Source organism: Candidatus Korarchaeota archaeon NZ13-K, from assembly GCA_003344655.1.
GTDB lineage: Archaea > Korarchaeota > Korarchaeia > Korarchaeales > Korarchaeaceae > Korarchaeum.
Genome location: MAIU01000108.1, coordinates 1 through 3,304 on the forward strand (window position 1 = coordinate 1; position 3,304 = coordinate 3,304).

Annotated in this window: 3 protein-coding genes; 2 read left to right on the top strand and 1 reads right to left on the bottom strand. The window is 58.6% G+C overall.

Annotated features, from left to right (window positions below):
• Positions 1-160 precede the first annotated feature (160 nt).
• Positions 161-721: a hypothetical protein gene (locus BA066_07385; GenBank protein ID RDD52869.1), complete on the bottom strand. Its 561-nt coding sequence runs from the start codon at positions 719-721 to the stop codon at positions 161-163.
• A 230-nt stretch (positions 722-951) separates the two neighbouring features.
• On the opposite strand from BA066_07385, the gene BA066_07390 reads away from it, so the two are divergent.
• Positions 952-2,079, top strand: a complete 1,128-nt coding sequence (locus BA066_07390) for an aminotransferase class I/II-fold pyridoxal phosphate-dependent enzyme (protein ID RDD52870.1) — start codon at positions 952-954, stop codon at positions 2,077-2,079.
• A gap of 2 nt (positions 2,080-2,081) precedes the next feature.
• Entirely contained in the window at positions 2,082-3,227 is a 1,146-nt protein-coding gene (locus BA066_07395) for an MFS transporter (GenBank protein RDD52871.1), read from the top strand.
• Positions 3,228-3,304: the final 77 nt, after the last annotated feature.

A 3,304-nucleotide genomic window follows, 5' to 3' on the forward strand; every position in this document is an offset into this window, starting at 1 on the left:
GAAGTAAACTTCGGGCTTGAAGCCCTCCCCCATGAGGGCATCAAGCAGGAACTCAAGGGATGAATCCCTCAGGTAGGACTCACTCATCTCCCCGTTCCAGTTGCAGAGCTCGCAGTTCAGGTTGCACTTCCCCACCGCCCTGACTATGACGTGCGCCTCCTCAGATACTGTCAGCAGCCTCCATCACCTCGGCTGAGAAGCTGCAGTGGTCGTTCCCGGTGGCGGCGCAGCTCTCCTCGATGACGGGTCCTATCCTCATCTCGAAGATGTCCTCTAAGATGGCGGAGAGCATCCCGGCAACGAAGTGACATACGGGCCTCTCAGCCCTCCTTCCCCTGGCCTCGAAGGAGTCCTTGACCGCTATCCTCATCCTGCCGCCAACCACTTCCATGCTGATTATCTCACCGAATCCCAGGCTCGAGAATATATCGCAAGCTATCTCGAAGATCCTCTTCCTGGGAAGTTTCCCCTCTCTTACCATCCTGAGAAGTCCCTTCTGATTGTGCTGCTTCATCATGCGGTAGGCTGAGTAGTAGAGCACGGGCCTCAGGGCCTTCTCCCCCATGAGGGCCGCTATGCCTGACATGAAGTCGGCCCACCACCTGGTCGACATTATGACCACGTCCCTCAGCGTGACCTCCGAGAACTCCGGCACATCGACCCTAGCGTAAAGCACGCCCTTCCTGTCCTCCCAGCTCCTCACCTCCTTGAGTAGGGACATAAGGGGGGAGCATCCCTCATCTTAATAACTTTTCAGTTAAAATTTGAAATGTATCAGAGGTAATAACGATAGATGGATTTGGTAATACTCAGAGGGAGTCCTGGGAGGGCTCGCCCAGCGGGCACGTCCAGATGGTGCGCTGCCCGGATCGCGGGCGTTCCCCAGCGGGCGCGAGTGAGCGTTACGGATGGCCCCTTTATAAGCTGACCGGGCGGATCTTGAGGATCCGCATGAGGGTCAAGCCCTTCCTAGTGGAGAGGTACATGAGCTCCTACGAGCACCTGGCCGAGCTGAACATAGCTGAGACCTGCGTGGCCCCGTTCAGGCTTGGGGAGCTCCTCAGCCTGATAGGCAGGGAGGACCTATTGGAGGAGCTGAGGGACCTCACACTGGATTATGGCTACACGGAGGGCCTTCCAGAGCTCAGGGAGGGAATAGCGAGACTCTACAGGAGAGTGGAGCCGGAAGGGATCCTCGTGACCAGAGGGGCCATAGAGGCAAACTTCCAGGTCTTCTACACACTCATAGAGCCTGGAGATGAGGTTATATCGATATTTCCAGCTTATCAGCAGCTCTACAGTGCCCCGGAATCGCTTGGAGCCGAGGTCAGGCTCCTGATGCTGAGGGAGGAATCTTTCTGGCTCCCCGACCTGAGCGAGCTCGAGGGGATGCTTAATGAGAGGACTAAGCTCGTCGTCCTGAACAACCCGCACAACCCGACTGGCAGCCTCATAGATGAGGGAATGCTCAGGAGGATTTTGGAGATTGTTGAGAGCTCTGATGCCTACCTCCTCTGTGATGAATCCTATCACGGGCTCTTCCTGGATCCTAGCACCTCCGTGCCCTCGGCGGCCGATCTGAGCGAGAGGGCTATAGTCACGAGGTCCTTCTCGAAGTCCCTCTCCCTCACAGGCCTGAGGCTCGGTTGGATAGCCACGAGGGACCGGAGGCTCGTGGAGGAGCTCAAGCTGCGCAGGGACTACATGTCAATAAGCAACAGCGTGCTGGTGGAGAGGATAGCTGCCGCAGCAATAAGGAGGGTCGATAGGATATATGAGAGGAATTTGAACATCCTAAGGAGGAACCTCGGACTCCTGAGGGAGCTTGTGGAGAGCAGGAGCTACCTGAGCTGGGTCCCCCCGAGGGCCGGCAGCGTGGCCTTCCCCGCTTACCATCTCGACATAGAATCCGAGGAGCTTGCCCTGAGGCTCCTGAGGGAGAGGGGGGTGTTTTTGGTGCCCGGCTCGTGCTTCGGGATTGAGAGACACTTCAGGATAGGTTTCGGGGCCAGGCCGGACGTCTTCGAGGAGGGGATGAGGAGGCTCGGCGAGTTCCTCGATGGCCTGGCCTCAGGCTGACGGTGAGGATGATGAGGGAGGTCCTAAAGCTCTCCTCCATAGCTTTCATCTTCAACTCGGGCTTCTACCTTGCCACCTCCCTGGCGGTGCTCTACCTCAGCGACCTGGGGATGCCGGAGCTGCTGATAGGGATCGCGATGACCCTTGTCAGGCTCTCCTACGGCCTGTCCTCCATGTTCTCAGGGGCCATGGCCGACAGGATCGGAAGGTATCATCCGATGATCCTCGGTTTCTCGCTGGGAGCGGCTTCCACCATGCTCCTATCCCTCCTCAAGTCGCAGTCACTCGCTGTGATCCTATTGATACTCGCCTGGATGGGCTACTCCATCTACAGCCCCGCGGCGCTGGCCCTGGTTTCTGAGGTGTCTGAGGGGACGGCCACCTCCTACGGGTGGTACTACCTCTTCGTCACGGCCGGGCAGATGGCGGGGCAGGCGCTCTCCGGATCCTTGATGAGGCTGGGCGGCTATCCGCTCCTCTTCTCCCTGGGAGGATGCCTCAGCCTCATCTCCGCCTTCCTGACCTGGATCTGGTTCAGGGGGAGGAGCGGAGGGGCTAGGGTGAGCCTCCTGGAGGATCTCAGCAGGGGAGCCGGCATACTCATCAGGAACAGGTACCTGAGCCACCTAGCGGTCTCCCTATCGCTCCACGGCATAGGATTCACCATGTCCTTCACCTTCATACCGATAGTAGCGAGGTCCTATCAGGGGATGAGCGAGCCCGAGATAGGCCTGGCCCTCTCCCTGTGGAGCCTCGGCAACCTTGTAGCTACCGTGCCCCTCGGGAGGGTGACTGACAGGATAGGGGGTAGGGAGATGCTGATATATCACCTGGCAGCCTCATCCGCGGTCTGGTGGATCTATCCATTCCTCAGGAATGAGTTCTTGATATACGCTCTTATGCTGATCCAGGGGTTCGTGGGAGCCATGGATCTCCCCGCCAGGAGGCTCCTGCTGATCGGAATATCGGAGAGGGAAGTGGCGACCGCCATAGGATCTCTGGACTCCATAACATTCCTGTTCAGCTCCCTGGGGAACTTCCTGGCCGGTTACACCTGGTATCTCGGCTACTGGGTCCCCTTCGTCCTGGGATGCGTCGTGAACACGGTGGGTCTGCTCCTGCTCCTCAGGGTGAGGCCGGCAAGCTGATGGGGTTCATGATTCATATGAGTGCCTCGACCACCCCTCCCCTGGCGTAGGCGATCGCCATCCTGGGAGTGTTGTAG